Origin of the sequence: Pauljensenia sp. UMB9872, assembly GCF_030212665.1 — a bacterium.
In the GTDB taxonomy this organism is placed as follows: domain Bacteria; phylum Actinomycetota; class Actinomycetes; order Actinomycetales; family Actinomycetaceae; genus Pauljensenia; species Pauljensenia turicensis_B.
In genome coordinates this window covers 21,060-27,453 of the sequence record NZ_JASOER010000021.1, presented here as the reverse complement: position 1 = coordinate 27,453, position 6,394 = coordinate 21,060, and the positions used below count along the sequence as shown (strand labels likewise).

At 58.7% G+C, this 6,394-nt stretch carries 4 protein-coding genes and 3 tRNA genes; 1 reads left to right on the top strand and 6 read right to left on the bottom strand.

Annotation, left to right across the window (positions count from 1 at the left end):
* Positions 1–109 precede the first annotated feature (109 nt).
* The 4 genes from QP109_RS08200 to gltX all read right to left on the bottom strand — a co-directional run bounded on the left by QP109_RS08200 (position 110) and on the right by gltX (position 2,220).
* Positions 110–185: transfer RNA gene (locus QP109_RS08200), tRNA-Glu, on the bottom strand.
* A gap of 49 nt (positions 186–234) precedes the next feature.
* Positions 235–310: transfer RNA gene (locus QP109_RS08195), tRNA-Glu, on the bottom strand.
* Positions 311–333: 23 nt separating this feature from the next.
* Positions 334–408: transfer RNA gene (locus QP109_RS08190), tRNA-Gln, on the bottom strand.
* Between the two features lie 306 nt (positions 409–714).
* A complete protein-coding gene (gene gltX, locus QP109_RS08185; RefSeq protein ID WP_285024288.1) occupies positions 715–2,220 on the bottom strand; it encodes a glutamate--tRNA ligase in 1,506 nt (501 codons plus the stop codon).
* A 132-nt stretch (positions 2,221–2,352) separates the two neighbouring features.
* On the opposite strand from gltX, the gene QP109_RS08180 reads away from it, so the two are divergent.
* The gene (locus QP109_RS08180; RefSeq protein ID WP_285024287.1) at positions 2,353–3,537 is read left to right on the top strand and encodes a MalY/PatB family protein; all 1,185 of its coding nucleotides are present in this window, start codon (positions 2,353–2,355) and stop codon (positions 3,535–3,537) included.
* 113 nt (positions 3,538–3,650) lie between these two features.
* On the opposite strand, the gene QP109_RS08175 is transcribed toward QP109_RS08180, so the two are convergent.
* Together QP109_RS08175 and QP109_RS08170 are read right to left on the bottom strand one after the other, a co-directional pair.
* Positions 3,651–4,430 carry a fumarylacetoacetate hydrolase family protein gene (locus QP109_RS08175; RefSeq protein WP_285024286.1) on the bottom strand — a complete coding sequence of 260 codons (780 nt, stop codon included), beginning with the start codon at positions 4,428–4,430 and terminating at the stop codon, positions 3,651–3,653.
* 380 nt (positions 4,431–4,810) lie between these two features.
* Positions 4,811–6,280, bottom strand: coding sequence for an alanine/glycine:cation symporter family protein (locus QP109_RS08170; RefSeq protein ID WP_285024285.1), 1,470 nt, complete (start codon positions 6,278–6,280; stop codon positions 4,811–4,813).
* Positions 6,281–6,394: the final 114 nt, after the last annotated feature.

The following is a 6,394-nucleotide window of genomic DNA, read 5'->3' as shown; positions in this document are numbered from 1 at the left end:
ACTCACTCGGCATCCGAAAAGGCCAACTCTAATCCCGACACGCCAACAAAAACACACATTTTGTCGTTTAACCCACAAAAACACCCACACCACAAGGCATGAGTGTGAATGGTACCCCCAGCCGGATTTGAACCGGCGTTAACGCCGTGAGAGGGCGTCGTCCTAGGCCGCTAGACGATGGGGGCGCTGAAATTCTCATGACGAAAACTTCAAGTTAAACCAAGTAAATCGGTTTGGTACCCCCAGCCGGATTTGAACCGGCGTTAACGCCGTGAGAGGGCGTCGTCCTAGGCCGCTAGACGATGGGGGCCTATCGGAAAACATACGTTCCGATGGCTGGGGTACCAGGACTCGAACCTAGAATGGCTGAACCAGAATCAGCTGTGTTGCCAATTACACCATACCCCATTGGCAATCGCAGTCACCGTTACGGTTTCTCGCGACGAAAAGAAAGAGTAGTCGAGTGTGACGCTAATGCCAAATCGAGCGGGCATGTTTCGACTCACATTCTCCTGCCTCTCCCCTGTTCATCAGGGAAATGGCGCGTCGAAACAACGTCTTTCACGTTCAGCGATCCGCGATGCACCTCGTACATTCACGATGAAAACAAAGCGGAGAATCAGAGCGGAAGATGCCGGAAGCCACACATGGTCTCCCTCCAAACGCTTTCGTGCCAGCCGGTAGCAACTGACTGGCACGAAAGCGTTGAGGAAATCAGGCGAGCGTCGCAATGAAGCGATCAAGACGAGCAAGGGTTTCTTCCTTGCCCAGGATTGCCATCGAGTCAACGACGGGCAACGACACATTCGAACCGGTCATTGCCACAAAGAGCGGGCCGAATGCGAAGCGTGGCTTCACCTCCATCTCTTCGACCAGCTTGGCATCGAGCGCGGGCTTGATTGCCTCGGCACTGAAATCGTCGAGTCCGGCAAGGACCTCGCGCGTAGCGGCGAGCACGCCCGGAGCGGAATCCTTGAGCTTAGAAACAGCTTTTTCGTTGTATTTGAGGGCGCTTGCGCCGACGAACAGGAAGCGCATCAGTGGGCCGGCCTCGCCGAGCATCTGAATGCGGGTCTGCGCCAGCGGAGCAGCGGCGTCGAGGGTTGCCTTCTCAGAATCGGTGAGCTCGGAGTAGATTGCGGCGCTCATGTAGCCTTCGCGTGCCAGGAAGGGCACTAGGCGACGGGTGAAATCGCAGGTGTCGAGGCGACGAATGTGCTCCGCGTTGGTGGCGACGGCCTTCTTCTGGTCGAAGCGCGCCGGATTCGGATTCACCTGAGCAATATCGAACGCTTCAACCATTTCGTCCATCGTGAAGATGTCACGGTCGGGTGCGATCGACCAGCCGAGGAGGGCGAGGTAGTTGTTCAGGCCCTCGGGAATCATGCCGGCTTCCTTGTGGAGTAGCAGGTTCGATTCGGGGTCGCGCTTGGAGAGCTTCTTGTTACCTTCACCCATGACGTAGGGCAGGTGGCCGAAGCGAGGCATGAACTTGGCGATGCCGAGTTCTTCGAGTGCGCGATAGAGAACGATCTGGCGCGGGGTGGAGGACAGCAGGTCTTCACCACGCAGAACGTGCGTGATCTCCATCAGCGCATCGTCGATCGGGTTCACCAGCGTGTAGAGCGGGTGACCATTGGCGCGAACGATGACGTAGTCCGGAACCGAGCCAGCCTTGAAGGTGATTTCACCGCGGATCAGGTCGTTGAACGTGATGTCTTCGTCGGGCATGCGCATGCGCAGAACCGGCTTGCGGCCTTCAGCCTTGAATGCAGCAACCTGTTCTTCGGTGAGGTCACGGTCGAAGCCGTCGTAGCCGAGCTTCGGGTCTTCACCCTTTGCGCGATGACGTTCTTCGATTTCTTCGGGGGTGGAGTAGGACTCGTAGGCGAAACCACTTTCGAGGAGCTTCGCTGCGACATCGGCGTAGATGTCCAGGCGCTCGGACTGGCGGTACGGGCCGTGAGGACCACCCTTGTTGACGCCCTCGTCCCAATCAAGGCCAAGCCATGCTAGGGAGTCGAGGATCTGGTCGAACGATTCCTGGGAATCGCGAGCAGCGTCGGTGTCTTCGATACGGAAGACGAAGGTGCCACCGGTGTGGCGCGCGTATGCCCAGTTAAACAGGCAGGTTCGGACCATTCCCACGTGGGGGGTACCGGTCGGTGAGGGGCAGAATCGAACGCGCACGTCGGCGCCGGAAGCAGTCGTTTCACTCATGATGCTTTTATCTTACTCGCCTCAGCGGGCAGAGCTTTTCGTCGGCGCTAGGCTTGTTCCCAATACGTCATTTTCTCGGCAGGCATCAGAGGGTATCGATGACTGCTTCGGCGACCCGATAAAGGAGCAATCGTGCCAATTCGTACTTTTACTGATGCTGAGCTTCATCGCGTGGGCTCGTTGAAATGGACGGGCATGACCCGCAAGGATGGCTCCCCCACGATCGGCGCGTGGGTTGCCGAGATGGATTTCGGTACCGCTCCCAGCGTCGCGAAAGCGATGACAGATTGCATCAATGATGGGCTATTGGGCTACCAGCCGTCGTGGTTGGCACCGAAGCTTGCTGAAGCAACCGCCTCTTTCCAAAAGCGTCGTTTCGGCTGGGATCTGTGCCCTGAGCAGGTTCGTCTGGTGACGTCCGTTCTTCCCGCGTTGGAACTGACGATGACCACGTTGATGCGCTCGGGCGCGCCGGTGATCGTTCCGACGCCGGCTTATATGCCTTTCCTTTCAATGCCCACTGAGGCTGGCCACCCCGTCATTGAGGTTCCGTCCCTTCACGGCGATACTGCCGGTGACAAGGGTTGGGCGCTCGACCTGGAGGGCATCAAAGCAGGTCTTGAGGCTGGCGCGGGCCTCGTGATTCTCTGCAACCCGTGGAATCCGACCGGCCGTGTTTTTGACGAAACTGAACTTCGCGCGCTCGGCGAGCTGGTCAGCCAGTATGACGCTCTCGTCTTCAGCGACGAGATCCACTCTCCCCTGGTCCTCGACGAGGTTCCTTTCCTCTCCTACGCTCGTCTTGATCCGCGTTTTGCCGCACACACGGTGACGGCGACCGCCGCGTCGAAAGGGTGGAATATCGCGGGGCTTCCGTCCGCTCAAGTGATTCTTCCCGACGATGCACTTCGTGAACGCTGGGATGAGCACGGCCAAAAACTGCAGTTCCACGCTTCCACAATCGGTACTGTTGGCACTATCGAAGCCTACGAGAATGGTGTCGAGTGGCTCGACGAAGTCCGCGACTATATTCGCCTGAACGTCGATGCGGTCGAGGCCGCGATCGCACACTCCCCCATTGATTTCGTTCGCCCGCAGGGCACGTACTTGTCGTGGTGGGGATTCGCGGGCTTGGGCTTGAATCCTTCACCTGCGATCGCTCTGCGCGAGCAAGCCGGAATCGCAGTCAATGACGGTAAGACCCTAGGCGCCGACTACGCCGATTGGGCACGCTTCAACCTGGCATGCTCGCACGAAACAATTGCGGAGATGATCGACCGTGTTCTCGCCTTAGTCGCGGGCGGACGTCTCGGCTGATTTTTAACCGGCTGGCTTTCTGGCAATTGACGAGGCCGGCCACCTAAAAACAGACGTGTGGGGAGCAGTTCATTAAACTGCTCCCCACACGTTTAACGGGTAAAGGGCCGATACTATTCGGCGTCTCGAACCGTGTTGCGAAGGGTGCCAATACCTTCGATGGTGACCTCAACGGTTTGACCGGGCTTCATTTCGCTGACGCCCTTGGGGGTTCCGGTGATGATGACATCGCCGGGCAACAGCGTGAAGATCGACGACACGTAGGAGACGATTTCTGCCACATTGTGGATCATGTTGGCGGTCGTATCGTCTTGGCGAACTTCGCCATCGACCGTGGTCGTGATCCGCAGGTTGTTGACGTCCAAGTTCGGGTCAACGGTGATCCACGGCCCCAGCGGGCAGGACGTGTCGAAGCCTTTTGCGCGAGTCCACTGCGAGTCGGCTCGCTGAATATCGCGAGCGGTCACGTCGTTTGCCACGGTGTATCCAAGGATGATCTTGTCGACGTCCTCAAGCGGAACATCCTTTGCCAGGGACTTAATAATGACTGCGAGCTCGCCTTCATGATGCAGTTCATTGCACCAGGACGGACGAACGATCGGATCATCGGGGCCGATGACAGAGGTGTTCGGCTTCAAGAAGACGACCGGCATATCCGGAGCCTCGCCTCCCATTTCGCGCGCATGATCGGCGTAGTTTTTGCCGATCGCAACGACCTTGGAACGCGGAATGACCGGCGAAAGCAAGCGAACTTCATCAAGCTCAACGATTCGCCCATCGGGCTCAACCGGATTGAACAGCGGGTCGCCCTTCAGGACAACGATTCGGGTTGAGCCATCTTCAAGGGCTCCATAACGCGGTGAGTCACCATCAGAAAAACGCACGATCTTCATAGTCAAAGCCTAAACCGCGAGCGCCTTTTGTCGACGCAAGGCGCACACGCTGGCAACGTTCAGGGTGCAGTGTGGCCTCCGGGCTAAGCCATCGCGGAGGCAGGCTGTCCCCCAAGTGCGAATTTTGCGTATTGGGCTGGCCGCTGACGTAGTCGGTGGAGTCCAAACAACACGCACTTGTCTGAGCTTTCGGGGATTGCCTGCGGGGCGGTGGCGAACTCGAAGATCTGGAGTTGAACAGTGTGGTAAAACGCCGGTGGTTCGGGCATGAGCCCGAACCACCGGCGTTGAGTCAGGATGGCTTTCTAATGGGCCTCGTCAATACGAAGCCGTTTCAGCAACCAACTGGGAAGTCGGACGGGAAATCCAACCTCGCGGTGTCAGGAGGCCTTTTCTTCGACCCAGGTGTCGGTCGGCAGGTCGCCGGGAAGCAACGGGTTGTCTTTGCCGATGAAAACGGGGACCTCGTTGCCTGCCTTGCGCTGAGCTTCGTAGTCGCGCATGGCGCCCAGGCCCCACTTCGAGAGCCAGAGCAGGGCGACCAGGTTGGTGACGGTCATGACGGCCATCGCAATATCGACGGCGTTCCAGACTAGGTCCAGCGAGACCAGCGCGCCGAGGACAACGGACATGACGGAGATGACGCGAACGGTCCAGGTTGCCCACTTCTTGTCGGTCACGAACGTCATGTTTGTTTCGGAGTAGACGTAGGCGGCGATGATCGACGAGTACGCGAGGACGAAGATGAGGACGGCCATCGGCATGATGGTCCATTGGCCGAGCTTGTTCGCGACGGCTGCGGAGGTCAGGTTTGCGGGACTGATGCCTTCGGCTCCCCAGACGTCCGGGCCTGCGATCAGGATGACGAACGCGGTGGCGGTACACACGATGATCGTGTCGATGAAAACGCCGAGGGACTGAATGAGCCCCTGGGACACAGGGTGCGCAACGGTCGCGGTTGCAGCGGCGTTCGGGGCAGTACCCTGGCCGGCTTCGTTCGAGAAGAGGCCTCGCTTCGTGCCATTGATCAGGGCGGCGAATATGCCACCGCCGAGGCCACCGACGAGTGGCTGGGGCGCGAATGCGGAGGAGAAGATCTGACCGAGGACGGTTCCGAACTGGCCGATGTTCATGATGACGATGATCGCGACCATGATGACGTAGATCGTGGCCATGATCGGGGCCATCCACTCGGTCACGCGGGCGACGGTGCGGATACCGCCGAAGATGACCATGGAGGAGAAGACGAACAGCAGGGCACCGATGATGATCTGCGCCTGGGTGAGTGAACCGATGACGGGCTCAGAGCCGGCGTCACCAAGTGCGGAGAGCAGGGTTCCGGCGATGGCGTTCGACTGGACGGAGGTGATGACGAATGCGCAGGTGACAACAGTAATGACGGCGAAAACTGAGGCTAGTACCTTGTTCTTCATACCGAGCGAAATGTAGTACGCGGGACCGCCACGGAATGTGCCGTCAGCGACGCGGACCTTGAAGACCTGCGCGAGCGTTGCCTCGAAGAATGCGGTCGCCATTCCGACGAGGGCGACGATCCACATCCAGAAAACTGCGCCCGGACCACCCATCAGCAAAGCTGCTGCCACGCCGAAGACGTTACCGACGCCGACGCGGGCGGCAAGTGAAATCGTGAACGCCTGGAAGGACGAGATGCCACCCTTCGCACCTTGACGCGAGCCGGTGACGACGCGAATCATCGACGGGAAATGCCTCAGCTGCACACCACGAGAGACGATGGTCAGGAAAAGGCCGGTGCCAACGAGAACCCAGACTGTCACGTGTAACGTGAGCCAGTCTGCGACCGCCAGAATTTGATTTGCAAGGTCTTCCACGTCGCACTCCTTTCTTGTCCACCACTGTGGTGGGTTACGGCTAACGGGACGCGGTAAGCATGGCACACGATCTACTTTCCCCGTTTTTCGATCCACAACGTGACCACTTGGGTG

Bases quoted from the DNA above. Each gene is read 5' to 3' on its own strand.
- QP109_RS08175 (WP_285024286.1), bottom strand. From the start codon at position 4,430: ATGAAGATCGTGCGTTTTTCTGATGGTGACTCACCGCGTTATGGAGCC.
- gltX (WP_285024288.1), bottom strand. From the start codon at position 2,220: ATGAGTGAAACGACTGCTTCCGGCGCCGACGTGCGCGTTCGATTCTGC.